Raw genomic sequence first — 25,574 nt, forward strand, 5'->3', positions numbered from 1 at the left:
TAGAATGAATCGACGGGAATTGGGCTTTGGCGTCGCGACGACGACCCTGACCCTTGGCGCGACCACCTCCGCACTGGCGCAGAGCCGACCGGTCGATCCCCAGGTCTTCATCGCCGGCTTCGACGCCCAGGCCGGGCGCCTGCCCGAGGCCGTCCAGGCCGATGTTCGCGCCGTCTATCAACTGACCGGCGGCAAGCCGATCTGGACCACCGACCGCCTGCGCATCCTGCGCGAGGTCGCAGCCGGCGCCGAGCGCCACGCCCTGCCCGCCGGGGACTTCTTCGACTTCGTCGGTCTGGCCGCCGATCCCGCTTCGGCCGAGATTCGCACCACCGCCGCCGCCGTGACCTACGCCCGGGTTCTGGCCGAGGGCCGCGTCCGTCCCGAGACGGTCGAAGACCTGTGGGAGATGCAGAAGAACAGCGTCGACATCCCGACTGGCCTGACCCAGGCGGTCAGCGCCAATCGTCTGGCCCAGTGGTTTGACAACCTGGCCCCGACCGACATCGGCTACACCAACCTGTCGGCCGGCTACGCTCGCTATCGCCGCATCACGCGCGCCGGCGGCTGGCCCGCGTTCCGCCAGGGCGGCACGATCGAGCCGGGCGCCAGCGACAACCGGATTCCGGCCTTGATCGCCCGTCTGGTGGCCGAGGGCGACCTCGGCGCCGCCGCCGGCGAACGCCTGAAAGGCAATCTGGCCTATGGGACCGAATTGCAGCAGGCGGTCCGCAGCTTCCAGACCCGCCACGGCCTCGGCGCGGACGGCCGCATCGGCCCCGGCACCCAGCGCTCGCTCGGCGCCACGGCCGAGGACCGCGCCCGCCAGATCGCATTGAACCTTGAGCGACGCCGTTGGCTGAAGCGCGAACTGAATCCCGAGCGGATCGAGGTCAACACCGCCGCGGCCATCATGGTCTACTGGAAGGACGGCAAACCGGTTCACTCCAACCGCGTCGTGGTCGGCTCGACCGAAAACCAGACGCCCAGCCTCGAGAAGCCCTTCGCCTCGGTCGTGGCCAATCCGCCGTGGACCGTGCCCATGGGCATCGCCCGCCGCGAGATCCTGCCCAAGGGCCCCGGCTATCTGGCCGCCCACGACATGTACATCAACGCCGACGGCTGGGTGGTGCAGCGCGCCGGCCCGCAGTCGTCGCTGGGCTATGTGAAGTTCGAACTGCGCGACAGCTACGCCATCTTCCTGCACGACACCCCGTCCAAGGGCGCCTTCAACCTGTCGGTGCGTCAGCGCAGCCACGGCTGCGTGCGGGTGCAGAACGCAGTCGAGTTCGCCCGCCTGCTGCTGCAGCCCGACCCGGCCAAGCTGGCCGACTTCGACGCGGCCCAGGACAGCCGCGAGACCAAACGCGTGACGACCGGCCGCGAGATCGCCGTGCGCCTGCTCTACTGGACTGCCTTCGTTGACGGACAGGGCCGCGTCGCCTTCCGCGAGGACGTCTATCGCCGGGATGAAAAACTGGCCCAGGCCCTGGGCATTGCGGTCAACCTGCCGCGTGTCATCGCCGACGGCCCCAGCGACGCCAACGACGTCGGCCCCTAGGCCTCGCTTGTCCGGGGATCGGGGGCCTAGCCCCCGAAAGCCGCCTGCAGGCGATCCAGTTGGCTCTGCACCGGATTGACCGGCTGCTCCTCGTCGCCGCCCAGATACATCCGCTGGTCCAGATGCAGGACGCGGTCGTACAGCTTCTCGGCGCGCACGGCGTATTCGATCAGAGCGATGGGCAGTTCGCGATGGCTGGGCTCGCCCTCGACCTTGCGATCGGCCAGACGATAGCGCGGCTCGCAGGCGGCGGCGGCGGTCATGTCCTCCTCGCGCACGGCCCGCTGGACCAGCAGCCAGGACGCGATCTGCATCAGCCGCGTGGTCAGCTTCATGCTTTCGCCCGCATAGGCCAGGGCGGCGGCGCGCGACAGCAGGCGCGAATCCTGACGCCCGTCGCCGTCCAGATAGGCGGCGGTCTCCTCGACCAGTTCCATGCCTTCACGGAAGGTCCGATCGAACAGCTCCGACCGCGCGAAATCCAGCACCTCAGCGCTGCGCGAACGCAATCCGACCATGTCAGCGTCGATGGCGGTCAACTCGATCCTACCCATGAAATGTCACGCGCGTCTGTCAAACTCGCGGGTCAGAACGACTCCGCACGGACCGGAACTGCAATCGTCATGCCACGGATTACGAAAACGCGGGAGAGGCTGATCAGCGGAAATTGAACAGGGCGTCGGCGGCGCTGCGCTTGGAGGACTTGCCGTCTATGGCGGCTTTCGAACGCGCGATCTCGGCCTCCAGCGCGGCGATCCGCTCGTGCAGATCATCCACAGCGTATAGGTCCAGGTCTTCCCGTCCCAGGGCCTTCAGCGCCTCGCCGGCTCGGGGCCGCGGCTCCAGATCTTCGAACGACATCATCGCCTCCGTGGTCAGCGACCGCACAAACCCGTATGAAAACGCCCCAATGATTAGGATTGCAAGCGGCGGAGGCATCATGCGGGTCATCGAGATCGAAGGCGGAAAGGGCCCCGCCGAGGCCCTGCGTCTGGCCGAACGCCCCTTGCCGGAGCCCGCTCCGGGTGAGATTCGCATTCACGTGCGCGCCGCGGGCGTTAATCGGCCCGATATTGTTCAACGCAACGGCCTCTACCCGGCGCCGCCCGGGGCCTCGGACATTCTGGGCCTCGAAGTCGCGGGCGAGGTCGACGCGGTCGGCGACGGCGTGACTCGCTGGCGCGTCGGCGACCGGGTCTGCGCCCTGCTGGGTGGCGGCGGTTACGCTGACTGCGCCGTGGTCGACGCCCGCCACGTCCTGCCTGTTCCCGACGGCCTGGACTTCATCCAGGCGGCCGCCCTGCCCGAAACCGCCTTCACCGTCTTCGCCAACGTCTTCGAGGGCGGGGGGCTGAAGGCCGGCGAGACCCTGTTGATCCACGGCGCCACCAGCGGCATCGGCGTCATGGCCATCCAGATGGCCAAGGCGGCGGGCGCGCGCGTCATCGCCACCTCGCGCGGCGCCGCCAAGGCCGAGGCGGCCCGCGCCCTGGGCGCCGACGTCAGCCTGGACGCCACGAACGGCGACCTGCTGGACGCCATCAAGGCGGCAGGCGGCGTCGATGTCGTGCTGGACATGGTCGGCGCGGACTACGCAGAGCTGAATCTGAATGCGCTCAAGCCCGGCGGACGCTGGGTGGTCATCGCCACCCTGACCGGCGCCCTGGCCCAGATCGACCTGATGCGGGTCATGCTGAAACGGATCGTCCTGACCGGATCGACGCTGCGCAGCCGCCCCGCAGACGAAAAGGCCCGCTTGGCCGCCGCCGTCGAACAAACCGTCTGGCCCTGGATCGCCTCGGGTCAGGTCAGCGCCCAGGTCGCCGCGACCTTCCCGCTGGCGCAGGCCGCCGCCGCCCATCAGCGACTGGAGGCCGGCGACCATGTCGGCAAGATCGTTCTGACCGTCTGACAGTCCAAGAAAAAACGGGAGGCCGAAGCCTCCCGTTCCATCGTCCTTACCAGTTGCCGCCGCGACGGGCCGGCCGCAGCGATGAAATCCGGTCGTTCAGGCCAGAGCGGCCCAGATCACGCACGTCGCTGCTGATGATCTGGCAGCGGCCGCGATAGTTGGCGTCCTCGCAGACTTCCCAGCTGCCGCGGCCCAGACGCATCGAGCTGATGGCGTCGTTCAGGCCGCTGTTGCGCAGGTTCGGGATCTCCTCGCGGAAGGTCATCGACTGGCCGCGATAATTGGCGTCGCGATAGACGGTGATGGAGGTGTTGCCCCAACCGCCGCCGTTGCCGCCGCCCGGTCCACCCGGCCAGCCGCCGTTGCCGCCACCGGGCCGACCATTGTCCTCATAGTCGCCCCGGTGATTGTAGCAAACCAGCAGGCCGTTATCGTTGCCGATGTCGCTGCTGGAGCAGCGGGCCAGTTCGATCGAGGTCTCGCGCATCCGGCCGCGCGTGTCGCGACAATCGGCGTAGAGGCGCCCCTGATTGACGTAGGAGCCCGTGCACGACTGGGTGTAGCTGCCGCGCGGGGCGCCGCGCGCCTGCGCCTGAGCCTCGGCCGGACCGGACGGCACGGTGACGGCGCCGCCGAAGGCCATGACTGCGCCGGCGGCGATAATCGCGAACTGTCTCATGAGAGCTGTCCTTCCCTGAAATCCCTCGGCGCACCAACGCGCCACAAGCGAGACTGTTCAACACTCTCCATGAACCTTTGCTGTACAGGCAGTTCGGACAGCGTTTTCTTTTGCCGAAAATGGGCCTATACAGAAGGTCTCAGCGCCCGGCCGAAAGGTCGGGCGCCGTCGATTCAAACGCCCGATTTTCGGGCCGCAAAGCCGGGACGCACGCCCCATGACCGACATCCTGATGCCCAAGGCCACCGCGGTCTGGCTGGTGGACAACACCTCGCTCTCCTTCGAGCAGATCGCGGACTTCTGCGGTCTGCACCCGCTGGAAGTGCGCGGCATTGCCGACGGCGACGTGGCCCGCGACATTCGCGGCGCCGACCCCATCGTCAACGGCCAGCTGACGCGTGAGGAGCTGGAAAAGGCCCAGGCCAACCCCGACTACCGCATGAAGGCTGTGGTCAGCCGCCACGCCGAACTGTTGAAGCCGTCCAAGACCGGTCCGAAGTACACGCCCGTGTCGCGTCGTCAGGACCGCCCCGACGCCATCGCCTGGTTCGTGCGCAACCACCCGGAAGTGACCGACGCCCAGATCGCCAAGCTGCTGGGCACCACCAAGTCAACCATCGAGACCGTGCGCAACCGCACTCACTGGAACTCGGCCAACATCAAGCCGGTCGACCCTGTGACCCTGGGCCTGGTCGGCCAGCTGCAACTGGACGAAATCGTCAAGAAGGCCGCCGACAAGAAGGCCAAGGACGACGCCAAGTCCGGCGGAGGCGTGCTGCAAGCCATCGAAGCAGAGCCGGAAGAGCCCGAGTTCGTCCCCGAGGAGCGCGTGCGCCCCGGCGCCGAGCCGACCGCGGAATCGGTCTTCGGCCGCAACGACGACTGATCGTTCCGACCTGAAATGGAAACGGCCCCGAAGAGCGATCTTCGGGGCCGTTCTCTTTTCATGGGGAGGCCTAGTGGGTCCTGGCCTCCAGACTAGTGATCTCTTCCTTCAACCTGAGCTTTCGCTGCTTGAGTTCCCTGAGGTGTGTCGGGTCCGCGGTGGGCCGGCGCGTCTCCTGCTGAATGGTCTCATCCAGCGTCCTGTGCCGATTTCCCAGTTCGCGAATACGAGCCTCGATGGTCATGGCTTGCGCCTCCATGTCTAAGGGACCACTACACTGAGCGCCCGGAACGACGGCCTGTGGAATCACATTGCGGTGACCCCTCGTCGCTCCGAACACGGAGACTGTGGAAGTCAAAATGGCCGATGATGTGAACTCGACCATACGGAACCCGAAGCCTTCGCGGTTGGTCGTTGGAATCTCTGGCGCTTCCGGCGTCGTCTATGGCGCGCGGGTGCTGGACGCCCTGCGTGAACTGGGCGTGGAGAGCCATCTGGTGGTTACGAAGGCCGCCTTGCTCACATTGTCGCAGGAGACGGATCTGAGCCCCGACGACCTGATGTCGAAGGCGGACGTGACCTACAAGCTGGCCGATGTCGGCGCCGCCATCGCCTCGGGTTCGTTCCGCACGATGGGCATGATCGTCGCGCCCTGTTCGGTCAGGACCATGAGCGAGATCGCCACCGGCGTGACCTCGACCCTGCTGACGCGCGCCGCCGACGTGGTGCTGAAGGAGCGCCGCCCGCTGGTGCTGATGGTGCGCGAGACGCCGCTGCATCTGGGCCACCTGCGCACCATGACGGCGCTGACCGAGATGGGCGCGACCATCGCGCCGCCCTTGCCCGCCTTCTACGCCAGACCCGCCAGCATCGCCGAGATGGTCGATCAATCGGTCGGCCGGGCGCTGGACCTGTTCGGTCTGGACTGGGCCGCGGTGCGGCGCTGGGAAGGCCTGAACGCCGGACTGACCCAGACATGAGCGACCTCTGGGCCTGGACGCTGACGGCCTATGAGGCGCCCGGCGTGGCGGAGGCCTGCCTGAGCCTGCAGGACCACAACGAGCAGAACGTCCCGCTGATGCTCTGGGCCGCCTGGGTCGCCGTCACCGGCCGCCGCCCGGACGAGGAGACGATCGAGGCCGCCTGCGACGCCGCCCGCGCCTATGACACCGTCGTCGTCGCCCCGCTGCGCGCCGTGCGCCGGACCCTGAAGGCGCCCATCCCCGACATCGATAACGATCACCGCGAGGCCCTGCGCCAACAGGTCAAGGCGCTGGAGCTGGACGCCGAGCGCCGCCTGATGCTGGAGCTTGAAGCCTTGGCGCCCGCCCCGTCGGGCGCCCCGCGCCGCGCCATCGACGGCCTGGCCGAGACCGCGAAGCTGTGGGCCCGCGTGGTGCCGCGCCCGGCGCTGACGACGCTGGCGGATCGCCTTCCCGCCTGACGGCCGGTCGGTTATAAGAAGGGGCTTCCGGGGCGAGCCATGAACGACGACCAACCTTTCCTGTCCGACGAGGACCAGCAGCTTCGCGATACGCTGAAGGCGCTTCTTCAGGAGCATGCCGACCTCGACGCCTCGATCGAGGCGCTCGGCCACATGCCGATCCCCGATCAGCTGCGGATCGCCCGTCTGAAACGCAAGAAGCTGGCCCTGCGCGACGAGATCGTGAAGATCGAAGACCGCATCCTGCCTGACATCATCGCCTAGGCAGGCGAAGGCTCAGCGCGCCTTCTTCCGCAACCACATGGCGGCGTCGGCTTCCGACAGCCAGGCCTCAGGATCGGTCTGCCCCGCATAGGCGCGGACGCCGAATGAACCGCCCAGAGCGACGGTCGCGCCTTCCCAGACGAAGCCTTCGGTTTCCAGCGCGGTCGCCAGGCGCTTCGCCTTTTCGCGCCCCTCGTCCGCGCCGGCATTCATCAGCAGCAGCGCGAACTCGTCGCCGCCCAGACGCCCGACCGCATCGGATTCGCGCACATTGGCCAGCAGCAGGTCCGCCACGGCCATCAGGGCGGCGTCGCCCGCCGCATGACCCAGGCCGTCGTTGACGCCCTTGAAGCCATCCATATCCAGATAGAGCAGCGCCGCCTCGACCTCATGGCGGCGGCAATAGGCCATGCTGCGGTTCAGCACCGTCATGAAGCCGCGCCGGTTGAGCGCCCGTGTCAGAACGTCGTGGTCCGCCAAAGCTTCGGCCGTCTCGGCGCGGACGATCAGGGCGGCGACTTCGGCGCGCAGCCGTTCGATCTCGGCGTGCAGATCAATGTCTGCAGTCGGTTCGGCCACGTGGTTCAAGTCAGGCTCCGGCGTCGCGAATCAAGGCCGACTCAGGGCCATGCGACGCAGATGATTCTAGCGAGCTTGGTTGCGGGCGCAACGCGCGTGCTGTAACGGGCCGCTTTCCGTGTGGGAGCCTTCGCATGACCGCCTCGACGCCGCCCGTCGCCATCATCATGGGCAGCCGGTCCGACTGGCCGACGATGAAGCTGGCCGCCGAACGCCTGGATCAGCTGGGCGTCGCCTGGGAAGCCAAGGTCGTCAGCGCCCACCGCACGCCCCAACGCCTCTATGATTTCGCCACCAATGCTAAAGCAATGGGGCACAAGGTCATCATCGCCGGCGCCGGCGGCGCGGCCCACCTGCCCGGCATGGCCGCCGCGATGACCGACCTGCCCGTCCTGGGCGTGCCGGTCCAGTCCAAGGCTCTGAAGGGCATGGATAGCCTGCTCTCCATCGTCCAGATGCCCGGCGGTGTGCCCGTCGCCACCCTGGCCATCGGCGAGGCGGGCGCCGCCAACGCCGGCATCCTGGCGGCGCAGATCCTGGCCCTGTCGGACCCCGCCCTTGCCGAACGTCTGAGCGCCTTCCGCGCCGCCCAGACCGCTTCCGTCGCCGAAACCGTCGAGGACTGACTTGCCCCAGCTGCCCCTGAGTCCCGGATCGACCCTCGGCATTCTCGGCGGGGGCCAGTTGGGCCGGATGCTGAGCCAGGCCGCCTCGCGCCTCGGCTTCGACGTGGTGATCCTCGACCCGCAGCCCGACTGCCCGGCCGCCCGCGTCTCGCGCGCCCAGATCACCGCCCCCTACAATGACCCCGACGCGCTGCAGGCCCTGGGCCGTCTGTGCGACGTCGTCACCTTCGAGTTCGAGAACGTCCCGGCCTCCTCGGTCGAGACCCTGGCCGAGGCCGGCGCCCTGGTCGCGCCGGGACCGACGGCCCTGGCGGTGGCTCAGGACCGGGTGGACGAGAAGACCTATCTGAACGCCGTCGGCGCCGTGACCGCCGACTTCGCCGCTGTCTCGACCCTGAACGACCTCGCCAAGGCCATCAACAAGCTTGGCCTGCCTGCCGTGCTGAAAACCCGGCGCGAAGGCTATGACGGCAAGGGTCAGGTCTGGATCCGCGACGCCGCCGACGCCGAAGCCGCCTTCGACGCCATCGGGCGCCGTCCCGCCGTGCTGGAAGCCGCCGCCGTCTTCAACCGCGAACTGTCAGTGATCGCGGCCCGTGGCCGTGACGGCGTCGTCGCCGTCTACCCCCTGGGCGAGAACATCCACGCAAACGGCGTGCTGAAGACCACTCTGGCCCCCGCCGCCGTCGACGCGAAGACGCAGGCCCGCGCCGTCGAGATCGCCTCGGCGGTGCTCGACGGCCTCGACTACGTCGGGGTCATGGGGATCGAGCTGTTCGACATGGGAGACGGTGTCCTGCTGGTGAACGAGGTCGCCCCGCGCGTCCACAACACCGGCCACTGGACCCAGGACGGCTGCGTCTGCGACCAGTTCGAACAGCACATCCGCGCCATCACCGGCTGGCCGCTGGGCCCGACCGAGGCCCACGCCCGCATCGAGATGACCAATCTGCTGGGCGACGAGGTCGAGGAATGGCGCACGCTCGCCGCCGAACCGAACGCTCGCCTGCACCTCTACGGCAAGCACGAGGCCCGCGCCGGTCGCAAGATGGCGCACGTGAACCGGGTGCTGGGCTCGATCTAACCCCCTGCCCGCTCATCCCGGCGAAGGTTAGTCCGCTTCCTTCGCCCCGTACCTCAGCCGCCCAAGCACGTCCGTGACGGCCTTCAGCGGAGCGTCGAAGTCCTTGCCCGCCTTCCATTTCTCGAAGGCCATGACGTTTTCGATGCGGCGGGCGACGAAGGCTTCGGCGGCCTCGCGTCCCTCGAACCAGCGCATGGTCAGGGCGGGGATCAGGATGCCGCCCAGAATGGCGCGCTTGGAATAGTGGTTCTGGTCCGTCGCCGTGTCGCCGGCCCACCGCCACAGGTGGTCGGCGCTCTCCCAGGCCAGCTTGAAGCCCAGGTCCACATTGGTCGGCAGGGTCAGGAAACCGGCGCAGCGCTTCGCCGCCTCGATGTCCTGCGCCCCCGCCTCCATCCGCGCCGAGACGGCGGCGGCGATTCGCTCACGAATCTTCATCGTGGCGGCGGGCGTGGCCTCCAGCGCCTTAAGCGCCCGCGAATCGTGACGGCGCGACAGCAGGACGGCCAGATCGCGCGCCCCGTTCGGCAGCAGCAGCTCTTCGTCGCCGAGCGACAACCCGTTCGCCTCGCAGGCCGCGCGAACCAGGCGGCTGTTCCAGCCCAGCGCGGGCGCGCGTGCTATAGCGGCGTCCAGCACCGCCTGCTCCATGCGGGAGGCCCAGTCGCCCTTGGGCGCGGCGGGTTTGGGATCGGCGGCGGTCTGGGTCATATCCCCAGAATAGTCCGGTCCTCGGGGCTTTTCGACCCATCACGATTGCCTGTGTCGATCTGGACAGGCCTCCGCTCGTCGTGTATCAGCGCGCCTTCATCCGAAAGGCCTGACTTTCGGGAGAGATTTTATTTTGTCTGCCCGTCTCCCTTGGAAAGGACGCGGCGGGCGGCCAAAGGAGAGATAACCCTGGTTCAGATTTTCGTCCGCGACAACAATGTCGATCAGGCGCTGAAAGCCCTGAAGAAGAAGATGCAGCGCGAAGGCAGCTTCCGTGAAATGAAGCGCCACGTGCACTTCGAGAAGCCCTCGGAAAAGCGCGCTCGCCAAAAGGCTGAAGCCGTTCGCCGCGCTCGCAAGCTGGCCCGCAAGCGCGCCCAGCGCGAAGGCCTGCTGCCGGCTCCGAAGCCCCGCACGCCGGGCGGCCGTTAATACGGCCCCAGCCCCAGGCTGAAAGATCAAGGCCCGCCCCGGGAAGCCGGAGCGGGCCTTTTCTTTGTCTTGGTGTCCGCTGAGGCCCTAGAAAACGCCCACGGCGGCATCAGCCCAGATCAGCAGAACAGCGAAGACCAGGGCGCCGCCGATCGCCAGCCGCCAGGCCAGCTTTTTCGTGCGCCAGGCCGCCAGTTCGAAGACCAGGCCCGCTCCGACCAAAAGGGCTCCCGCAAAGGCGAAGTCTGCGGCGTCCCACGCCACCTCACGGGTGAACTGCATGGCGATCAACGGCAAAAGCAGCAGGGCCGCGATCAGCCCCCACATCGCCAGACGCCACTGGCCGCCCGTTCTGAATATCGTCGTCGCCATGATCCGCCTCAATGATTGAGCCTCTGCCCGGGTGAACGGACGACGACGCGCTCGGTTTCGCGCCGTCGTCTCGCCCGCTTTAGGCGCCCCCGCGCACCGCGCCGAGGAAGCTCTTCCAGTTCAGTTTCACGTCCGACAGGGCGCCGGCGCGGAAGGCCCGGCCCGCCACCCAGACCATCAGGGCGGCGAAGACGAACATGCCGATCAGGGCGCCGACGATCTCGATCAGCGGCGGGCCGCTGGGCGCGCGGGCGGCCATGACGAAGGGGGTGAAGGGCGGGATCAGGCTCATGATCTTCACCACCGGGGCGTCCGGCGTACGGATGGCCATCTGCATGACCAGCAGCGGCACGAACAGCACCATCATGATCGGCCCCATCAGGGTCTGGGCGTCGCGCGGCGTCTCGCAGAAGGCGCCAATGGCCGCGAACAGAACCGCGTACATCAGATAGCCGCCGACCATGAACAGCAGGAAGTAGACCAACAGGCCGTTGCTCATCAGCACTGAGCCTACGTCGCGGGCCATATCCGGCGCCCCGGCGACCAGGGCGATCCCCCCCAGCCCGCCCCAGGCGACCAGCACCGTCAGCGTCAGCATGGCCACGCCCAGCACCTTGCCCGTCAGGATTTCGGTGGCTGAAGCCGAGGACAGCAGGACCTCCAGAATCTTGTTCGACTTCTCCTCCATCACGCTGTTCAGCAGGATCGAGGCGCCGGTGATGATGAGCGACCACAGGATGAAGCCGACCGCCAGACCGACCACGGTGGGCAGCTTGTCGCGGAACGAGACCTCGCCGCCCGAACGCGCCTTGGGCGAGAAGACCGACAGTTCAGGACGGAACCGATCCGTCTGGGCCACCACGGCCGGATCGATTCCGCTGGCCGCGAAGACCTGATGACGGTTGGCGTCCTTCAGGGCGTCGCGAACGGCGTCCTCGACCGCGTCGTCGGTGGCGCGCGCCGTCCAGACGCGGGCGCCCGGCTGGCCGTTCGCCTCGGTCAGGAAGACCACGCCGCTCAGCTTCTGCCCCTCGGGCGCGTCATCGCTGACATAGCGCCTCGCCAGGGCGTCGCGCGCCTCGCCGGGGGCGGCGGCGGCGATCTCGGCCGGCGGGGCGACCAGGGTCAGGTTGCGCTTGGGCAGGTCAAAGGCGGCGCCCGCGCGCGGGGCTTCGCGTTTCAAGGCGGCCACGCCGGCGTCAAAGCCTTCGGTCTCGGCGATCTTGCGCACCCGATCGCCGCCGGCCACGCCGGCCTCCGGGATGGCGGCCATGCGCAAGGCGCTGATGTCGCCCCTCGCCTGCTCGCTCTCCAGAGCCTGCTTCACGGCGGCGGCCAGGCCGGACCCGGCGGGCGCTTCATCGACCAGCGCGACCTGTCGCGTCGGCTCTGCGCTCTTCATCAACAGGGGGATGGCGCCGCCCAACACCCCGAACAGCGGGAAGGCCAGCAGCGACAGCCAGAAGCCGACGGTCTTGGCGTAGGCCATGAACTCGCGGCGCGCGATCAGAAGGGTGCGGTTCATCGGGCGGCCTCCGTCTTGAGAGCGTCACGGGCGCCATCGCGGGCGACAGTCTGGTCATCGTCCGGATGATCGCCGGTCAGGGCGATGAAGGCGTCGTGCAGGGTCGGCTCCTTGATCTGGAAGCGCCGCACGTCCAGCCCGCTCAGGAAGGCCGACTTCAGCGCCTCCTGCCCCCCCGCGCCCTGCGCCAGCCCGGCGCGCAGCGTGCGCGCGCCGTCCTGCTCGCTCAGAACCTCGACGCCGCTCACCCCCGGCAGGGCCGAAACGGCGGCGACGTCCAGCGCGCCTTCCAGTTCCAGGAAGCGCGGCGAGGTCGCCCGCGCCTGATCCACCGTGCCTTCAAATGCCTTCTTGCCGCGCGCCAGCAGCACGACCTTGTCGCACAGGCGTTCGGCGTGCTGCATGACGTGGGTCGAGAACAGGACGGTCGCGCCGTCGGCGGCCAGGGCCCGGATCATGGCTTCCAGGCCTTGCTGGTTCATCGGGTCGAGGCCGGAAAACGGCTCGTCCAGGATCACGAACTCGGGGCGATGCACGACCGAGGCGATCAGCTGGACCTTCTGGGCCATCCCCTTGGACAGCTCCTTCATTTTCTTCTTCTGGGCGTCGCCGAGGCCCATCTGGGTCAGCATCTCGCGGGCGCGCTTGCGCCCCTCGGACGCCGGCACGCCCTTCAGCCCGCCGAAGAAGGCGATGGCGTCCACCGGGGTCATCTTCTTGTAGAGTCCGCGTTCCTCGGGAAGAAAGCCGATGCGATCACGCACCTTGCGCCCGTCGTCGGCGCCGAGGATCTCGATCCTGCCCGAGGTGGCGGGCTGTAGTCCCAGGATCATGCGCAGGGTCGAGGTCTTGCCCGCGCCGTTGGGACCCAGGAAGCCGCAGATGGTGCCCTTCTCGACCTCGAAGCTCAGGTCGGACACGGCCTGAAAGCCGCCGTACCTCTTGCTGATCCCGTCCAGCGTCAACGCCGCAACCATGCCGTCCCCCTCGCAATCGTAGAACGCGAATCCTAAAGGTGCGAGGCGGGAAATGGAAAGGGCATTTTACATTACAGATCAGTCATGATCCGGCACGTGCTTACTTAGGAGCCTTGACCTTCACGTCGAAACTCTGGCCGACGACCTTGGTCGGATTCACCTGACCGCCGTTGCGGCGCACCTCGAAATGCAGGTGCGGGCCGGTCGAATAGCCGGTCGAGCCGACCAGGCCGATGCGCTCGCCCGTCGCCACTGACTGGCCGGTATGGACGTCGATGCGGCTCAGATGGCCGTAGACGCTGCTCATGCCGTTGGGGTGCTTCACCTCGATGAAGTTGCCGTAGCCGCCGGCCTGAAAGCCGGCCCGGATCACCTTGCCCTCGGCGGTCGAATAGACGCTGGTGCCCTTGGGCGCGGCGATGTCCACGCCCTTGTGGGCGCGAGCCTTGGCCTCGATGGCCAGCTTGCGCAGACCAAAGGCCGAGTTGATCCGATAGCCCTTCACCGGGGCCTCGAACACGAGCTTGCGCATCAGCGGACCGGCAGGCTTTGCCACCGCCATGACCGGCGGCGCGGCGGGCGCGGAAAGGTCCTCGACCTTGTCCGGGGCGGGATTGGCGCCGTTCAGCGGGGCCGCGGCCATGGCCAGGACGGCGGCGCCGGCCAGCAGCGTGATGTGGCCGACATGAAACACGAACGGCCGGGCGGCCGGAGGTAAGAAACGCATACTGAGACAACAGCTCCTGACGCTCTTTCAAGCGGGAGGGCCGTCATGATCGCGCAGGGCGCGGGTGGCGGAAAACGCTCGCCGACGGCCGGGATTGTCCTTTTCTGGCATTACACCGGGACCTGAATGGGGCGCCGCCAAGGCGACAAGGGGTCGCGGATCGGGAACTAAAACGCCCCTGACGAAATGAAAGGGGCCGCGCGATTTGCGCCGCGCGGCCCCCTCCCCGTCTGTCGAACGCCTTACAGCGGCAGGGTCAGTTGCACCCCGCCCATGTGGCTGTCGGCCTGATCGCCGAAGCGACCCTTGTAGCCGATCGAGACCTTGAGGCGGTCCATGATCGTGCCCTCGATACCCGCCGAAGCCAGGAACTGACCGCCCCAGGGGCTGTCGATGTCGCGCGCCAGGACCTGAGCCGGGTTTCCGGCGATGCCGGTGCGCACCGGGTCGCTGTCGTCGCTGAGGCTGTCGCGATAGCCGCCCTCGGCGAAGAAGTGGAAGCGATCGATTCCGGCCTCGGCGCGCAGGGCGATCTCGGCGGTCGTGCCCTGAACGGAGCGGTCCTTATAGGCGTATTGCGCCGCCGGGCCCTGCTCGTCGAAGCCGTCCACGTCGCTATTGATCCAGGCCACGGCCGCGCGCGGCGACAGGGCGATTCCGCCCATGTCGAACCACATCCCGCCCTGCAGACGCGCGCCGGTCGAAACGCCGCGCGTCGAGCCCGTGTGTACGACCGGCGCCAGCGAGGTCAGGCGGCTGATGTCGTTGAAATCGTCCTGGGCCACGCCCGCCGCCGCATTGACGAAGAGGTCGCCCGAGCGCCAGCCGCCATAGACGTCAAGCCCGAAGCTATCCAGATCGACGTTCAGGCTGCCCGCGTCCACGTCGGCGTTGCGATAGCTGCCGGCCAGACCGAACCTCATCCTCTCCGAACCCGCCTCCAGCGCGATCCGCACGCCGTATCCGTCCGAGGTTGCCTCGCCGATCCGGCCGCGCGCATCGGTCTTGGTCCGGTCCGCCAGGGCCGAGACCGAGATCGCCGTTCCCGTAGTCCAGGCGTCGCGGCCCGACAGGCTGGCGGTCGCGCCGTCCAGCGCATCCTCGCGGTGACGCCAGGCCGTCTCGCCTAACACCGCCGTCTGGCTGCCCAGATCGCCGTAGTACAAGTAGTCATTAGCCAGACGCGCGATCACGGCATGGCCCGCAGCCGTCGGGTGCACCCCGTCGAAGTAGAAGTAGTCGTTGGGATTGGCGCAGACCGTCACCCCGTTGAAGCAGGGCTGGGTGACGTTCGACACGCCGAAGGCGCCGGGGTTGGCGGCGATGACGTCGCCGATCTTGAACAGGTCCATCATGATGATGTTGGTGCCCGGCCGCGCCGCCGCCGTGGCGTTCAGCCCGGTCAACAGGGCCCCGTTGAAGGTCGTCACCGCATAGTCGGCCAGCGGCGCGGCGGGCGTGGCGCGGAACTGCGGCGTCAGGCTGAGCTTGGGCAGGTTGGTGACCAGGATGGTTCCTGCCCCCGCCTGGGCCACGCTGCCGACGATGAAGTTCATGTCAGCCGCGGCGCCCAGCGCCACCGGCGCGATGCTGCCTTGCGGGTTGGAGGAGGCGCCCGCCGCCGGCAGGCCCTGGAAGATGTTGTTGGCGCCGCCCAGTATGCTGACCAGATCACCGGCCCCGAACACGCCGCCCCGCGACTGATACTGGGCCAGTTGGACTCGCATTCCCATCGGTGCGGCCTGGCTGTCAGTGCGCGCCCCGCCGAAGGCGTAGTTGATGCTGCCGCTCACCGGCCCCATGAAGTTCGAGGCGTTGAACCCCAGCCGCTCGGTGAAGACCGGCCCGCTGGAGAAGCGCCCCTGATAATAGGGCGGCGAGGCCGGGGTCGATCCGCCCGTCGCCAGATAGAGGTTGCCGTTGTCGGACAGGCTGTCGCCGAACACGACCAGTCGGTTGTAGCTCTGGGCCCCGGCGGCGCTTGCGGTCGAGACGGCGGCCAGGGTCAGGGCGGCCAGGGCCGCTCCTCGAAGAAGACGAGACATCGATGTTCCTCCCTCGACCGTCCGTATGCGGTCGTTATCCGGAGGATGCGCTGCTTTGCCGTGAGCGCAAGATGCCCCTAGGGAAGCTGAACAGCGATCAGTGAAGCATTCGGAAGCGCACTGTGCCCGGCAGGTCACGCAGGACCTTCAGCACCTCGGGATCATAGTCGCGGTCCACGTCTGTGATGACGTAGCCCGTGCGTTCATCCGTTTTCAGGTGCTGGCCCAGGATGTTGAGGCCCGCCGCCGACAGGGCGCGGTTCAGCTCGGCCAGAACCCCCGGCTGGTTCCTGTGGATGTGCAGCAGGCGGTGGGCGCGCGACACCTCGGCCAGTTGCACGTTCGGCAGGTTGACGCAGAAGGTGGTGTCGCCGCGGTTGAGATAGCCCAGCAGACGCTCGGCCGCGAACTCGGCGATGGCTTGCTGGGCCTCCTCGGTCGAGCCGCCGATGTGGGGCGACAGGATGACGTTCTTCAGGCCCTGCAGGGGGCTGGCGAAGGGATCGGCGTTGGTGCGCGGCTCCTCGGGGAAGACGTCCACCGCAGCGCCCGCGATCTGACCGGACTTCACCGCCTCGGCCAGGGCCTCGACATCGACGACGTGGCCGCGCGACAGGTTCAGGAACAGGGCGCCCGGCTTCATCTTCGCGAACTGGGCCGCGCCGATGACGTCCGCATTATCCTTGCGTCCGTCGACATGCAGGCTGACCACGTCGGCCTCGGCCAGCAGGGCGTCCAGCGAGCGCATTCGCCGCGCATTGCCCAGGGCCAGACGTTCCGACAGATCGTGGAAGATGACCCGCATCCCCAGCCCCTCGGCCAGCACCGACAACTGCGAACCGATAGCGCCGTAGCCGACGATGCCGAGCGTCTTGCCGCGCAGCTCGCGCGAGCCGGTGGCCGACTTGTTCCACTGGCCCCGGTGCATGGCCGCCGACTTGTCAGCCACGTCGCGCATCAGGACGATGGTCAGGCCGATGGCCAGCTCCACCACCGATCGGGTGTTGGAATAGGGGGCGTTGAACACAGCCACGCCGTGCTCGGCGGCGGCCTCCAGATCAATCTGGTTGGTGCCGATGCAGAAGGCTGCGACGGCCAGCAAACGGTCGGCGTGTTCCAGCACCCGCTTGCTGACATTGGTCTTGGAACGGATGCCCAGGACGTGCACGCCCTTGATCGCCTCGATCAGGTCGTCCTCGTCCAGCGCGCCGTTCATGGTTTCAACAGTGTAGCCCGCCTCCTCCAGTCGCTCGACGGCGGCGGGGTGGATGTTCTCCAGCAACAGCATGCGGACGCGGTTGCGCGGATAGGACCAGCGCCCGGCCACGCCCTCGGCGAACAGGACCTCGTCCAGCGAAGCGGCGGTCGCGTCGGCGACCTCGATCACCTTCTGGCGGCTGACGACCTCGGTGAAGGCGTAGAAGCGGTCGGCGGCGCCGGCCAGCTTGACCTCGGCGTCGGTCCAGCCGTCGCCGACCATGACCACGGGTCCAGTCAGGTTCAGGGCCTTGATGACCTCGGGCTTGCCGTTGTCGCGCGACAGGGGATTGGCGTCGTCCACGCCGGTGACCCGGCCTTCGTCGTCATAGATCAGGTCATTGGCCAGGACGTGACCGGGCGCGACGCCCAGGCGCGCGGCCAGGGGCGCAATCACCTCGCGGAAGCCGCCCGACAGGATATAGACCCGCTCGGCGTGGCGCTCGAAGAAGTCGACGTTGCGGCGGATCGAGGCGCTGGCCTCGTCCAGGATGCGATCCGTCAGGATCTCGACATGGCCGCGGGTCAGGGCCAGCAGATCCAGACGACGACGCAGGGCCGTGCCGAAGTCCACCTGGCCCGACATGGCCTGATCGGTCAGGGCCGCGATCTCGGCCTTTTTCGCAACCGCATCGGACGCATCGGACAGGGCGATTTCAGCGAGCGCTTCAAGCGTCTCGATGCGGACCAGGGTGGAGTCGAAGTCGAAGATGAAGACGGGCGAAGTCATGCCCCGCACCTAGCTCACCTTCGCACTTGCAGCAATGAAAAGGGGCGCCGAAACGCCCCTTCCCGCACGAATTTTCCAAGAACGTCACAATTTGCCGAAGCCGCCCGAACCCCCGCTTCTGCGACGGCTTTCCAGGGCGGCGGCGCCGATGGCGGCGGCGATGGTGGCCACGGCCAGCAGGGCTCCGCCCTCCTTGGCGTGATCGCGGGCGAAATCGCCCGCATCCTCGGCGTATCGGCGCGCCTGCTTGGCGTAACGCTTCATCGACTTGCCGGATTTTCCGCCCGAGCGGTGCAGCCAGTGATCGGCCCGCGCCCGCGCCTCTCGGCCAAGGCGGCCGGCGCGATCGCTGGCGTAGTCGCCCAGATCCGCCGCGCGATGTCCCAGGCCGTCGGCGCCGTGCCGCACGCCGCGCGCGATGTCGTCGAAGCGATGGCGCAGGGCCTCGGCGTCGAACCAGCCGCGCGGATCAACCCGCTCGCGGATACGCTCATAGCGCGTCGGGCCGCTGCGCTGGTTCAGCAGCAGGGCGGCGATGCCCACGCCCGCCAGGACGGCGACGACGCCTGCGGCGATCCCGGGATGTTTGCGGACCTCGTCCACGGCGTTGAACTGTTGAACCATGGGCAACCAACCTCTTCTTGTCGAAACACTGTCTTCGGACAGGAGCGAACCGCGCCGCAAGAGGTTCCGCCTTAAACGGCCAAGCTGCAAGCCTGGACGACCGATCGCGCCCTCCCCCTTACCAAGCGCCGGTCGCCTCCCTATGTTGCGCCGCTTCCAGACAGTTTCGCCTTTTCAGGATCTTCGCCGTGACCGATCACGCGCCCGCCGCACAGCCCGTCAACGCCCCCGCCGATGACTTCGCCGCCGCCTTCCAGATCGAAGGCTGGCCCGTGCGCGGCCGCCTGGTGCGGCTGGGCGAGGTGGTGGACAAGATCCTGTCGGCACACGACTACCCGGAACCCGTCGCCGCCCTGCTGGGCGAGGCCTGCGTCCTGGCCGCCATCGTCGGCTCGGCGCTGAAGTTCGAAGGCCGCCTGATCGTTCAGGCCCAGGGCGACGGCCCTGTGCGCTATGTCGTGGCCGACTACGATACCTCTGGTCACCTGCGCGGCTTCTGCCGCTTCGATCCGGAAGAAGTGGCCAAGGCCTCCGAGGGCTTCGCACGCCCCGGCGCCCAGACCCTGCTGGGCAAGGGGGTCTTCATCATGACCATCGACCGGGGCGAGGACTTCGAGCGCACCCAGGGCATCACCCCGATCGAGGGCGAGAGCCTGTCGCTGTGCGCCGAACACTACTTCACCCAGTCAGAACAGGTTCCGACCAAGGTGCGCCTGGCCGTCGGCGAGGTCACGACCGAGACCGGAAGCTCTTGGCGTGCGGGCGGAGCCATGATCCAGGTCATCGCCGGCGACGAGGCCCGCGGCTCGACCGAGGAGGTGTGGGAACGCACCCGCGCCCTGTTCAACACCCTGGGCGACGACGAACTGATCGACCCCACGGTCAGCGCCGAGACCCTGCTGTATCGCCTGTTCCACGAGGACGGCGTGCGACTGGAAGGCGCCCAGGCCCTGGCCGCCGTCTGCCGCTGCTCCAAGGAGCGGCTGGTCACGGTCATGCAGTCCTTCCCGGCCGAGGACCGCGCCGCCATGGTCGAGGACGACGGCATGATCCACGCCACCTGCGAATACTGCTCGACCGTATACAAGATCGAGCCCGCCGAGATCGAACAGCCGGCCGCCTAGACCAGCATGAAGATCGCATTGCCGTAGTTGTGCAGGAGGATCGGCAGCAGCACGCTGCCGGTCTTCTCGCGCAGCCACACCAGCATCAGGGCCGCGCCTCCCGTCGAGGCCATCAGCAGCGGCTCGAAGGTGAAGCCGCCGTCTGAATAGCCCAGCGCATGGGTCAGGCCGAAAGCCAGCGACGACAGCACCGCGCCCCACCCCATCCATGCGCCCAGGATGCGAACCGGCTTGCCGAAGGCCTCGTTCAGCATCAGCAGCAGCACGCCGCGATAGAAGAGCTCTTCGTCCAGCCCCGGCATGGTCAACTGGAAGGCCAGGCTGTCGAGATCGAACCCCTGCCCCGGGAAATAGAGGGCCAGCCCGAAAAACAGGGCGACCAGCAGACCCGACAGGACCAAGGCCCCCGGCAAACCCCGGCGATCCTGCTTCAGCGTCAGGCCCGACCGCGTCCAGCCGATGACCGGCAGGCTCGCCACGGCCAGCGACAGCAGGACCGCCATCGCCTTGCCTTCCCAGTTCCAGTTCGAGGCGCCGAGCGACAGGGGAATATGGCCATAGCCCCGCGTCAACAGCGCGTCATAGACCGCCATCAGCAGCAGGGCAGCGATCAGCCAGCCCCACCGCACGCGCCCCTTCATCAGAACCGCCGCCAGTCCTCCAGCCAGAGCGACAGCCCCGACCCAGCCCAGCATTGCAATGATCGCGTCCGGCATCGCGCCCCTCCCCATGACCTGTCGTCATGAGGCGAGCCAGGCCGTCAGCAGATGCGGATGACCGAAATTTAACGCGCCGGCCATCGCCGGCGACGGCGACGCCCTAGCTGTTCAAATCCAGCGAATAACCCGCCGACCGCACGGTGCGGATCGGGTTGACCGTGCCCTCGACGTTCAACGCCTTGCGCAGGCGACCGACGTGGACATCCACGGTGCGGGCCTCGACATAGACGTCCGAGCCCCAGACGGCGTCCAACAGCTGTTCGCGGCTGAACACCCGGCCCGGATGCTTCATCAGGTGATCCAGCAGGCGGAACTCGGTCGGCCCCAGGTGGACCTCCTTGCCCGCACGGCGGACGCGGTGGGCGACGCGATCGATGACGATGTCGGCGTGGTTGATGCGGTCGTCGGCCAGACCCGGACGGATGCGGCGCAGGACGGCGCGGATGCGCGCGGTCAGTTCCGTCATCGAGAAGGGCTTGGTCATGTAGTCGTCGGCGCCGGTATCCAGGCCGCGCACGCGGTCCGTCTCCTCGCCACGCGCCGTCAGCATGATGATCGGGAGGTTGCGCGTCTCGGCCCGGCCGCGCAGACGGCGGCAGACCTCGATGCCCGACAGCTTGGGCAGCATCCAGTCCAGCAGCACCAGATCCGGCAGGCGCTCGTCGACCTGAAGCAGCCCCTCCTCCCCGTCCGCGGCCACGGTCACGTCATAGCCTTCCTTCTCCAGATTGTACTGGAGCAGGGTGGCCAGGGCGTCCTCGTCTTCCATCACCAGAATATAGGGTTGCACGTCAGGCTCTCCGGTCGGTCGAAGTCGTCAGCAAGAAAGGAAGTCAGTCGTCCGTCAGATCGGACGGCAGGGTCGAGATATGGGGCGTGGGTGTCTGTTCCTCGCCCGGACCGGGGACGGCCTTGGGCCGTTCGCCCAGCATTTCCTCGCCGGTGATCTCATAGTGGACGGTCTCGGCGATATTGGTCGCGTGGTCGCCGATCCGCTCCAGGTTCTTGGCCATGAACAGCAGATGGGTGCAGGCCGTGATCGTGCGCGGGTCGCCCATCATGTAGGTCAGCAGCTCGCGGAACAGGGCGTTGTAGTGCTCGTCCACCTCGTCGTCGGTGCTCCACACCGACAGGGCGCGCTCGACCTCCGAGGCCGTATAGGCGTCCAGCACGTCGCGCAGGCGGGTCGAGACCAGACGGCCCATCCGCTCGATCGAACGGGTCAGGGGCTGCATCGGCTCGCCCTCGGCCAGGATCAGCGCCCGCTTGGCGATGTTCTTGGCCAGATCGCCGGTGCGCTCCAGATCGGACGCCAGCTTCATGGCCCCCAAAGTCCGGCGCAGGTCCGAAGCCACCGGCTGACGCAGGGCGATCAGGCGGATCGACTTCTTCTCGATGTCGCGATGCAGGGCGTCCAGGCGGTTGTCGCGATCGACTACCGCCCTCGCCAAGGCCACGTCGCGGCGGGCGACGGATTCAATGGCGTCCGCCACCTGGGCCTCGGCCAGACCGCCCATGCGGACGACCTCGGCCGTCAGCTGGTTCAGTTCGTCGCCGTAAGCCTTGACCGTATGCTGGTTCATGCTCGCGCCCTTAGCCGAAGCGGCCGGTGATGTAGTCGAGCGTGCGACGCTCGCGCGGGTTGGTGAATATCTCTTCGGTGTCGCCGGTCTCGACCAGCTTGCCCATGTGGAAGAAGGCCGTGCGTTGCGACACGCGGGCCGCCTGGGCCATGGAGTGGGTGACGATGACGATGCAGTAGCGCTCGCGCAGCTCGTCGATCAGCTCCTCGATCTTGGCCGTGGCGATCGGGTCCAGCGCCGAGCAGGGCTCGTCCATCAGGATGACTTCGGGTTCGACCGCGATGGCGCGGGCGATGACCAGACGCTGCTGCTGGCCGCCCGACAGGCCGGTGCCCGGCGAGTGCAGGCGGTCGGCGACCTCGTCCCACAGGCCGGCGCGCTTCAGCGCCTTCTGGACGATGTCGTCCAGCTCGCCCTTGGACGAGGCCAGGCCGTGAATCTTGGGCCCATAGGCGACGTTCTCATAGATCGTCTTGGGGAAGGGGTTGGGCTTCTGGAACACCATGCCGACCTGGGCGCGCAGCAGCACGGGGTCGATCTTGCGGTCATTGATGTCGCCGCCGTCCATCTCGATCTCGCCGGTGACGCGGCAGCCCGGGATGGTGTCGTTCATGCGGTTCATGGTCCGCAGGAAGGTCGACTTGCCGCAGCCCGACGGGCCGATCAGGGCCGTGACGGTCTTGTCCGGGATGTCCAGGGAGACGCCGAACAGGGCCTGCTTCTCGCCATAGAAGACCGAGACGTCGCGCGCAGCGATCTTGATCGGGCCGAGCGGCGCCGAGGCGTGGGCGCCGACGACGGGCGCCGACGTCAGGGTCGACGGCTCTGCGACAGCGGAGCCGCCGCCTTGGCCCTCGGGGGCGCGGAAGATTTTGGAGATCATAAGACTACCACCGGCGTTCGAAGCGCCGACGCAGCAGGATGGCGGCGGCGTTCATGACGATCATGAAGGCGAGGAGCACAAGGATGGCGGCGGCGGTCCGCTCGTGGAACGCGCGCTCCGAGGCGTTCTCCCAGATGTAGATCAGCGAAGGCAGGGCGCCGACCGGCTCGTCGATGGCGTGCGGCACGCCGGGGACGAAGCTGATCATACCGATCAGCAGCAGGGGCGCCGTCTCGCCCAGGGCGTGGGCCATGGCGATGATCGAACCGGTCATGACGCCCGGCATGGCCAGGGGCAGGACGTGGCCGAACACCGTCTGGGTACGGCTGGCCCCCATGGCCAGGGCCGCCTCGCGGATCGACGGCGGCACGGCCTTCAGCGACGAGCGCGTGGCGATGATCACCGTCGGCAGGGCCATCAGCGCCAGCACCAGACCGCCGACCAGCGGACTGGCGCGCGGCAGGTGCATGAAGTTGATGAAGAGGGCCAGACCCAGCAGGCCGTAAACGATCGACGGCACGGCGGCGAGGTTGTTGATATTGACCTCGATGATCGCCGTGATGCGGTTGCGCGGCGAGTATTCCTCCAGCCAGACGGCGGCGCCGACGCCGACCGGAATGGCGATCAGGGCGGTGACCAGCAACATCAGGGCCGAACCGACCACCGCGCCCAACAGGCCCGCCAGTTCCGGCTGGGTCGAGTCGCCCTTGGTGAAGAGGGTGGTGTTGAAGTGGGCGCGCACCGCTCCCGAGGCCTTCATCCGGTCCAGCCAGGCCATCTGCTCATTGCTGACGCGGCGCTGATCCTCAGGCACGCCCCTGGAGATCTCGCCCTTCAGATAGAGGTCGGCGTTGTCGGACAAGGGCGCGGTGACCGGCACCGTCTGACCCAGCAAGCTGGGTTGACGCGCGATCATGCCCGACGCCTGGAACTTCAGCTCGGACGAGAACAGGGCCTTCATGGCCGCCGCCTTCGTGCCCTGGGCATCGTCCTGGATGCCCAGGCGGCGCAGTTGCTGCTCGGCCACGATCTGCTCGAAGTTCGCGCCCTGCGGATAGGAGCGGTCGATACGCGACGCGTCCATATGGACCGGCAGGGTCACGCTGTGGCTGTAGAAGGCCGTGTGACCCTGCATGATGATACTGCCCAGCAGGATCACCAGGAAGGTCAGGGCGAAGCCGATGGCCGCGCGGCCGTACCATTTGAAGCGGGTCTCGCGCGCATAGCGGCCACGCAGCCTTGCTTGAAGGCGCTGGGTGCGCGGGCTGACGCTCGGGTTCTGCCCCATCGGGTTTTGGGCGGCGTCAGTCATACTGTTCCCGATAGGCTTGCACGATGCGCATGGCGACGATGTTGAGCAGCAGGGTGACTACGAACAGGGTCAGGCCCAGGCCGAATGCGGCCAGGGTCTTCGGGCTGTTGAACTCCTGGTCGCCGGTCAGCAGGGTGACGATCTGCACCGTGACGGTCGTGACCGTGTCCAACGGGTTCAGCGTCAGCTTGGCGGCCAGACCGGCGGCCATGGTCACGATCATGGTCTCGCCAATGGCGCGCGACACGGCCAGCAGGAAGGCCCCGGCGATGCCTGGCAGGGCGGCGGGCAGCAGCACCTTCTTGACCGTCTCGGACTTGGTCGCGCCCATGGCGTAGGAGCCGTCGCGCAGCGACTGAGGCACGGCGTTCATGATGTCGTCGGACAGGGAGCTGACGAAGGGGATCAGCATGATCCCCATGACCGCGCCGGCCACCAGGGCCATCTGGTTCTGCACCAGCAGCAGGTACTGCCCCACCCCGTCCAGCGGTCCGCCGGCCAGCCAGCCGCCGAGGGTGTTGAAGAAGACGCGGAAGGCCGGCCCCACCGTCAGGGCGGCGAAGAAGCCGTAAACCACGGTCGGCACCCCGGCCAGAACTTCGAGCAGCGGCTTGACCACGGCGCGGGTACGACGCCCGGCGTATTCCGACAGATAGATGGCCGAGAACAGACCGATCGGCCCCGCCACCAGCATGGCGATCAGCATGATCAGGAAGGTGCCCGCGAACAGGGGGACGGCTCCGAAGGCGCCGGACGAGCCGATCTGGTCGGCGCGGATGGCCATCTGCGGGCTCCACTTGGTCCCGAACAGGAATTCGGTGACCGGCACGGAGGCGAAGAAGCGAAGGCTGTCCCACACCAGGGAGAAGATGATGCCCACGGTGGTCAGCACCGCAACCGCTGAACAGGCGAACAGCACGACGCTGATCCAGCCCTCGACCTTGTTGCGGGCGCGCAGGTCGGGCCGGATGCGAACGAAGACGAAGACCCCGCCCAGGATGGCCGCGATCAGGGCCGCGACGCCGCCGCCCCAGCTCAGGGCAGAAGAGATGCGGTGGGCGCGACGGCCCTCGGCCGGCAGTTCCTCGGCATAGGGGGCGGGCCAGATTTGCTGGGCCTCAAGGCCGTCGCCGATGCGACGCGCATCCGAGAAGAAGGCCTCGCGACGGAAGGGCTCCAGTTGGGTGACGCTCTCAGGCGCGCCTGCGGCCAGCATCTGGCGCTCCAGCGGCGCGGAGAAGATTGAGGCGGCGGCCAGAACGACCAGGGCCGGCACGCCGACCCAGATCAGGGCGTAGAGGCCGTGCTGGCCCGGGCGCGAATGGGCTCTGACGCCCTTGCTGCGACGCGCGGCCAGCCTGCGTCCGCCCAGATAGGCGAGCACCGAAAAGCCGATCAGCAGTAACAGGAAAATCCAGATCATCCGGGTCCGTGCACGCGTGAATCATTAACGTGCCGGGTCCGGCGCGTTTCGGCCGGGAAACTGCCTGCGATTGGCGAGCGGATTAAGACGGGCGC

29 protein-coding genes and 1 pseudogene are annotated in these 25,574 nt (G+C 67.8%); 10 read left to right on the top strand and 20 right to left on the bottom strand.

The genetic code is table 11. The features are described 5' to 3' along the window. Positions 1–4 precede the first annotated feature (4 nt). Positions 5–1,561: a murein L,D-transpeptidase gene (locus ACI2KI_RS06880; RefSeq protein ID WP_404618638.1), complete on the top strand. Its 1,557-nt coding sequence runs from the start codon at positions 5–7 to the stop codon at positions 1,559–1,561. 26 nt (positions 1,562–1,587) lie between these two features. Here the strand turns inward: ACI2KI_RS06880 and ACI2KI_RS06885 are convergent, their stop codons facing one another. Together ACI2KI_RS06885 and ACI2KI_RS06890 are read right to left on the bottom strand one after the other, a co-directional pair. After that, on the bottom strand, positions 1,588–2,115 hold the full coding sequence (locus tag ACI2KI_RS06885) for a DUF1465 family protein (RefSeq protein WP_404618640.1): 528 nt from the start codon (positions 2,113–2,115) through the stop codon (positions 1,588–1,590). A 103-nt stretch (positions 2,116–2,218) separates the two neighbouring features. Further along, positions 2,219–2,422 (bottom strand): DUF1192 domain-containing protein, encoded by a 204-nt coding sequence (locus tag ACI2KI_RS06890; protein ID WP_292084295.1) that lies wholly within the window; start codon positions 2,420–2,422, stop codon positions 2,219–2,221. 79 nt (positions 2,423–2,501) lie between these two features. On the opposite strand from ACI2KI_RS06890, the gene ACI2KI_RS06895 reads away from it, so the two are divergent. Continuing rightward, on the top strand, positions 2,502–3,473 hold the full coding sequence (locus ACI2KI_RS06895) for an NAD(P)H-quinone oxidoreductase (RefSeq protein WP_404618642.1): 972 nt from the start codon (positions 2,502–2,504) through the stop codon (positions 3,471–3,473). A 46-nt stretch (positions 3,474–3,519) separates the two neighbouring features. Here the strand turns inward: ACI2KI_RS06895 and ACI2KI_RS06900 are convergent, their stop codons facing one another. After that, positions 3,520–4,152, bottom strand: a complete 633-nt coding sequence (locus tag ACI2KI_RS06900) for a beta/gamma crystallin-related protein (protein ID WP_404618644.1) — start codon at positions 4,150–4,152, stop codon at positions 3,520–3,522. Positions 4,153–4,369: 217 nt separating this feature from the next. Here ACI2KI_RS06900 and ACI2KI_RS06905 point away from each other — a divergent pair, with 217 nt between their 5' ends. Then, on the top strand, positions 4,370–5,038 hold the full coding sequence (locus tag ACI2KI_RS06905; protein WP_312063353.1) for a cell cycle transcriptional regulator TrcR: 669 nt from the start codon (positions 4,370–4,372) through the stop codon (positions 5,036–5,038). A gap of 70 nt (positions 5,039–5,108) precedes the next feature. Here the strand turns inward: ACI2KI_RS06905 and ACI2KI_RS06910 are convergent, their stop codons facing one another. Beyond that, positions 5,109–5,282 carry a YdcH family protein gene (locus ACI2KI_RS06910; protein WP_292084299.1) on the bottom strand — a complete coding sequence of 58 codons (174 nt, stop codon included), beginning with the start codon at positions 5,280–5,282 and terminating at the stop codon, positions 5,109–5,111. 115 nt (positions 5,283–5,397) lie between these two features. On the opposite strand from ACI2KI_RS06910, the gene ACI2KI_RS06915 reads away from it, so the two are divergent. Genes ACI2KI_RS06915 through ACI2KI_RS06925 form a run of 3 tightly spaced genes read left to right on the top strand, consistent with a single transcriptional unit; the run spans position 5,398 to position 6,746 of the window. After that, entirely contained in the window at positions 5,398–6,018 is a 621-nt protein-coding gene (locus tag ACI2KI_RS06915) for a UbiX family flavin prenyltransferase (RefSeq protein WP_404618647.1), read from the top strand. After that, positions 6,015–6,482 carry a TIGR02444 family protein gene (locus tag ACI2KI_RS06920; RefSeq protein WP_404618649.1) on the top strand — a complete coding sequence of 156 codons (468 nt, stop codon included), beginning with the start codon at positions 6,015–6,017 and terminating at the stop codon, positions 6,480–6,482. Before ACI2KI_RS06915 ends, ACI2KI_RS06920 begins: the two co-directional genes overlap by 4 nt. A 39-nt stretch (positions 6,483–6,521) precedes the next feature. Then, the gene (locus tag ACI2KI_RS06925; RefSeq protein WP_400544032.1) at positions 6,522–6,746 is read left to right on the top strand and encodes a YdcH family protein; all 225 of its coding nucleotides are present in this window, start codon (positions 6,522–6,524) and stop codon (positions 6,744–6,746) included. Between the two features lie 12 nt (positions 6,747–6,758). Here the strand turns inward: ACI2KI_RS06925 and ACI2KI_RS06930 are convergent, their stop codons facing one another. After that, positions 6,759–7,325 carry a GGDEF domain-containing protein gene (locus ACI2KI_RS06930; RefSeq protein ID WP_404618947.1) on the bottom strand — a complete coding sequence of 189 codons (567 nt, stop codon included), beginning with the start codon at positions 7,323–7,325 and terminating at the stop codon, positions 6,759–6,761. 134 nt (positions 7,326–7,459) lie between these two features. Between ACI2KI_RS06930 and purE the strand changes: the two genes are divergently transcribed. Continuing rightward, positions 7,460–7,951: a 5-(carboxyamino)imidazole ribonucleotide mutase gene (gene purE / locus ACI2KI_RS06935; protein WP_404618651.1), complete on the top strand. Its 492-nt coding sequence runs from the start codon at positions 7,460–7,462 to the stop codon at positions 7,949–7,951. A gap of 1 nt (position 7,952) precedes the next feature. Beyond that, positions 7,953–9,035 carry a 5-(carboxyamino)imidazole ribonucleotide synthase gene (locus ACI2KI_RS06940; RefSeq protein WP_404618653.1) on the top strand — a complete coding sequence of 361 codons (1,083 nt, stop codon included), beginning with the start codon at positions 7,953–7,955 and terminating at the stop codon, positions 9,033–9,035. Positions 9,036–9,062: 27 nt separating this feature from the next. Here ACI2KI_RS06940 and ACI2KI_RS06945 read toward each other — a convergent pair whose 3' ends face one another. Next, positions 9,063–9,746: a COQ9 family protein gene (locus ACI2KI_RS06945; protein WP_404618655.1), complete on the bottom strand. Its 684-nt coding sequence runs from the start codon at positions 9,744–9,746 to the stop codon at positions 9,063–9,065. A 189-nt stretch (positions 9,747–9,935) separates the two neighbouring features. On the opposite strand from ACI2KI_RS06945, the gene rpsU reads away from it, so the two are divergent. Beyond that, a complete protein-coding gene (gene rpsU, locus ACI2KI_RS06950; protein ID WP_105562988.1) occupies positions 9,936–10,178 on the top strand; it encodes a 30S ribosomal protein S21 in 243 nt (80 codons plus the stop codon). 87 nt (positions 10,179–10,265) lie between these two features. On the opposite strand, the gene ACI2KI_RS06955 is transcribed toward rpsU, so the two are convergent. The 8 genes and pseudogenes from ACI2KI_RS06955 to ACI2KI_RS06990 form a co-directional block, all read right to left on the bottom strand. Continuing rightward, positions 10,266–10,550: a hypothetical protein gene (locus tag ACI2KI_RS06955; protein ID WP_292084308.1), complete on the bottom strand. Its 285-nt coding sequence runs from the start codon at positions 10,548–10,550 to the stop codon at positions 10,266–10,268. Positions 10,551–10,629: 79 nt separating this feature from the next. Further along, positions 10,630–12,075, bottom strand: a complete 1,446-nt coding sequence (locus tag ACI2KI_RS06960) for an ABC transporter permease (protein ID WP_404618657.1) — start codon at positions 12,073–12,075, stop codon at positions 10,630–10,632. Beyond that, positions 12,072–13,052 carry an ATP-binding cassette domain-containing protein gene (locus ACI2KI_RS06965; RefSeq protein WP_313104377.1) on the bottom strand — a complete coding sequence of 327 codons (981 nt, stop codon included), beginning with the start codon at positions 13,050–13,052 and terminating at the stop codon, positions 12,072–12,074. Before ACI2KI_RS06965 ends, ACI2KI_RS06960 begins: the two co-directional genes overlap by 4 nt. Positions 13,053–13,152: 100 nt before the next feature. Further along, entirely contained in the window at positions 13,153–13,779 is a 627-nt protein-coding gene (locus ACI2KI_RS06970) for a M23 family metallopeptidase (protein ID WP_404618659.1), read from the bottom strand. 242 nt (positions 13,780–14,021) lie between these two features. After that, positions 14,022–15,824, bottom strand: a complete 1,803-nt coding sequence (locus ACI2KI_RS06975) for an autotransporter domain-containing protein (protein ID WP_404618661.1) — start codon at positions 15,822–15,824, stop codon at positions 14,022–14,024. Between the two features lie 97 nt (positions 15,825–15,921). Next, the gene (gene serA / locus ACI2KI_RS06980) at positions 15,922–17,151 is read right to left on the bottom strand and encodes a phosphoglycerate dehydrogenase (RefSeq protein ID WP_404618949.1); all 1,230 of its coding nucleotides are present in this window, start codon (positions 17,149–17,151) and stop codon (positions 15,922–15,924) included. A gap of 135 nt (positions 17,152–17,286) precedes the next feature. Next, positions 17,287–17,811, bottom strand: a pseudogene (locus ACI2KI_RS06985) (HAD-IB family phosphatase); the annotation flags it as partial. 84 nt (positions 17,812–17,895) lie between these two features. Next, positions 17,896–18,435: a hypothetical protein gene (locus ACI2KI_RS06990; protein ID WP_404618951.1), complete on the bottom strand. Its 540-nt coding sequence runs from the start codon at positions 18,433–18,435 to the stop codon at positions 17,896–17,898. A gap of 188 nt (positions 18,436–18,623) precedes the next feature. Between ACI2KI_RS06990 and ACI2KI_RS06995 the strand changes: the two genes are divergently transcribed. Next, positions 18,624–19,559 carry an Hsp33 family molecular chaperone gene (locus tag ACI2KI_RS06995; protein WP_404618663.1) on the top strand — a complete coding sequence of 312 codons (936 nt, stop codon included), beginning with the start codon at positions 18,624–18,626 and terminating at the stop codon, positions 19,557–19,559. Here the strand turns inward: ACI2KI_RS06995 and ACI2KI_RS07000 are convergent. The 6 genes from ACI2KI_RS07000 to pstC all read right to left on the bottom strand — a co-directional run bounded on the left by ACI2KI_RS07000 (position 19,556) and on the right by pstC (position 25,479). Then, on the bottom strand, positions 19,556–20,275 hold the full coding sequence (locus ACI2KI_RS07000; RefSeq protein ID WP_404618665.1) for a CPBP family intramembrane glutamic endopeptidase, BDIM_20840 family: 720 nt from the start codon (positions 20,273–20,275) through the stop codon (positions 19,556–19,558). The two genes, ACI2KI_RS06995 and ACI2KI_RS07000, sit on opposite strands and share 4 nt — an antisense overlap. Before the next feature lie 103 nt (positions 20,276–20,378). After that, complete coding sequence (gene phoB, locus ACI2KI_RS07005; RefSeq protein ID WP_105562885.1) at positions 20,379–21,068, bottom strand: phosphate regulon transcriptional regulator PhoB; 690 nt, start codon at positions 21,066–21,068, stop codon at positions 20,379–20,381. Positions 21,069–21,111: 43 nt separating this feature from the next. Beyond that, positions 21,112–21,861 (bottom strand): phosphate signaling complex protein PhoU, encoded by a 750-nt coding sequence (gene phoU / locus ACI2KI_RS07010; protein WP_292084320.1) that lies wholly within the window; start codon positions 21,859–21,861, stop codon positions 21,112–21,114. Positions 21,862–21,871: 10 nt separating this feature from the next. After that, positions 21,872–22,744: a phosphate ABC transporter ATP-binding protein PstB gene (gene pstB, locus ACI2KI_RS07015; RefSeq protein WP_400543372.1), complete on the bottom strand. Its 873-nt coding sequence runs from the start codon at positions 22,742–22,744 to the stop codon at positions 21,872–21,874. 4 nt (positions 22,745–22,748) lie between these two features. Then, positions 22,749–24,056, bottom strand: a complete 1,308-nt coding sequence (gene pstA, locus ACI2KI_RS07020; RefSeq protein ID WP_404618668.1) for a phosphate ABC transporter permease PstA — start codon at positions 24,054–24,056, stop codon at positions 22,749–22,751. Then, entirely contained in the window at positions 24,049–25,479 is a 1,431-nt protein-coding gene (gene pstC, locus ACI2KI_RS07025; RefSeq protein WP_404618670.1) for a phosphate ABC transporter permease subunit PstC, read from the bottom strand. The genes pstA and pstC overlap by 8 nt, the downstream gene beginning before the upstream one ends. Positions 25,480–25,574: the final 95 nt, after the last annotated feature.

Origin of the sequence: Brevundimonas sp. NPDC046655, from assembly GCF_044901625.1 — a bacterium.
Taxonomy (GTDB): Bacteria; Pseudomonadota; Alphaproteobacteria; order Caulobacterales; family Caulobacteraceae; genus Brevundimonas.

Excerpts from the sequence above, each read along its gene's own strand:
- ACI2KI_RS06880 (WP_404618638.1), top strand. The coding sequence starts at position 5 with ATGAATCGACGGGAATTGGGCTTTGGCGTCGCGACGACGACCCTGACC.
- ACI2KI_RS06885 (WP_404618640.1), bottom strand. The coding sequence starts at position 2,115 with ATGGGTAGGATCGAGTTGACCGCCATCGACGCTGACATGGTCGGATTG.
- ACI2KI_RS06890 (WP_292084295.1), bottom strand. The coding sequence starts at position 2,422 with ATGTCGTTCGAAGATCTGGAGCCGCGGCCCCGAGCCGGCGAGGCGCTG.
- ACI2KI_RS06895 (WP_404618642.1), top strand. The coding sequence starts at position 2,502 with ATGCGGGTCATCGAGATCGAAGGCGGAAAGGGCCCCGCCGAGGCCCTG.
- ACI2KI_RS06900 (WP_404618644.1), bottom strand. The coding sequence starts at position 4,152 with ATGAGACAGTTCGCGATTATCGCCGCCGGCGCAGTCATGGCCTTCGGC.
- ACI2KI_RS06905 (WP_312063353.1), top strand. The coding sequence starts at position 4,370 with ATGACCGACATCCTGATGCCCAAGGCCACCGCGGTCTGGCTGGTGGAC.
- ACI2KI_RS06910 (WP_292084299.1), bottom strand. The coding sequence starts at position 5,282 with ATGACCATCGAGGCTCGTATTCGCGAACTGGGAAATCGGCACAGGACG.
- ACI2KI_RS06915 (WP_404618647.1), top strand. The coding sequence starts at position 5,398 with ATGGCCGATGATGTGAACTCGACCATACGGAACCCGAAGCCTTCGCGG.
- ACI2KI_RS06920 (WP_404618649.1), top strand. The coding sequence starts at position 6,015 with ATGAGCGACCTCTGGGCCTGGACGCTGACGGCCTATGAGGCGCCCGGC.
- ACI2KI_RS06925 (WP_400544032.1), top strand. The coding sequence starts at position 6,522 with ATGAACGACGACCAACCTTTCCTGTCCGACGAGGACCAGCAGCTTCGC.
- purE (WP_404618651.1), top strand. The coding sequence starts at position 7,460 with ATGACCGCCTCGACGCCGCCCGTCGCCATCATCATGGGCAGCCGGTCC.
- ACI2KI_RS06945 (WP_404618655.1), bottom strand. The coding sequence starts at position 9,746 with ATGACCCAGACCGCCGCCGATCCCAAACCCGCCGCGCCCAAGGGCGAC.
- ACI2KI_RS06955 (WP_292084308.1), bottom strand. The coding sequence starts at position 10,550 with ATGGCGACGACGATATTCAGAACGGGCGGCCAGTGGCGTCTGGCGATG.
- ACI2KI_RS06960 (WP_404618657.1), bottom strand. The coding sequence starts at position 12,075 with ATGAACCGCACCCTTCTGATCGCGCGCCGCGAGTTCATGGCCTACGCC.
- ACI2KI_RS06965 (WP_313104377.1), bottom strand. The coding sequence starts at position 13,052 with ATGGTTGCGGCGTTGACGCTGGACGGGATCAGCAAGAGGTACGGCGGC.
- ACI2KI_RS06970 (WP_404618659.1), bottom strand. The coding sequence starts at position 13,779 with ATGCGTTTCTTACCTCCGGCCGCCCGGCCGTTCGTGTTTCATGTCGGC.
- ACI2KI_RS06975 (WP_404618661.1), bottom strand. The coding sequence starts at position 15,824 with ATGTCTCGTCTTCTTCGAGGAGCGGCCCTGGCCGCCCTGACCCTGGCC.
- ACI2KI_RS06990 (WP_404618951.1), bottom strand. The coding sequence starts at position 18,435 with ATGGTTCAACAGTTCAACGCCGTGGACGAGGTCCGCAAACATCCCGGG.
- ACI2KI_RS07000 (WP_404618665.1), bottom strand. The coding sequence starts at position 20,275 with ATGCCGGACGCGATCATTGCAATGCTGGGCTGGGTCGGGGCTGTCGCT.
- phoU (WP_292084320.1), bottom strand. The coding sequence starts at position 21,861 with ATGAACCAGCATACGGTCAAGGCTTACGGCGACGAACTGAACCAGCTG.
- pstB (WP_400543372.1), bottom strand. The coding sequence starts at position 22,744 with ATGATCTCCAAAATCTTCCGCGCCCCCGAGGGCCAAGGCGGCGGCTCC.
- pstA (WP_404618668.1), bottom strand. The coding sequence starts at position 24,056 with ATGACTGACGCCGCCCAAAACCCGATGGGGCAGAACCCGAGCGTCAGC.
- pstC (WP_404618670.1), bottom strand. The coding sequence starts at position 25,479 with ATGATCTGGATTTTCCTGTTACTGCTGATCGGCTTTTCGGTGCTCGCC.